1 protein-coding gene is annotated in these 430 nt (G+C 61.4%); it reads right to left on the bottom strand.

Features of this window, described 5'->3' with window-relative positions; genetic code table 11:
* On the bottom strand, positions 1-430 hold a 430-nt coding region (locus tag FCS21_RS16880), incomplete at both ends, for a dermonecrotic toxin domain-containing protein (protein ID WP_171035749.1).

The raw sequence follows: 430 nt of genomic DNA, 5'->3' as shown, positions 1-430 counted from the left end.
CAATAGCGGCAGTTGTACCGACAGGTGTTCAGCGAACAGCGTTTCCTGGGCGCGGGCCTTGGCCGTATCGCTGAGCAACTGGTCCTTGAGGTAATGGGGGTAATGCTGGCCGATATCCACTCGCTCAACCAGGGCGATAACGTAGGCCGGTGTCAGCCACGCCGGTAAGGGGGTGCCCTGGCGATGGGTGAGGGTGAACTCGCCGCTGGGACGACCACTCAGGTTTCTGATGGCCAGCTCCGTGAGGCTCATGCGCACGTGCTCGACAATCCCGGCACCACCCGGGTAACCGGCGGCAACCACGAACGTCAGCTGCACATCATCCGGGTTAAGCCCCTGTGTCGGGATCTGGTCTGGACCGTTGCCGACGGCTGTTTCACGGCCCATTTCGCGTTGTAGGGCCGCAACGGTAAAACGTTGGATGTCTTCA

The sequence above is a fragment of the Colwellia ponticola genome, from assembly GCF_005885605.1.
GTDB classification, from domain to species: domain Bacteria; phylum Pseudomonadota; class Gammaproteobacteria; order Enterobacterales; family Alteromonadaceae; genus Colwellia; species Colwellia ponticola.
The sequence above is the reverse complement of the archived record's forward strand: the minus strand, read 5'-3'. Positions and strand labels throughout refer to the sequence as shown.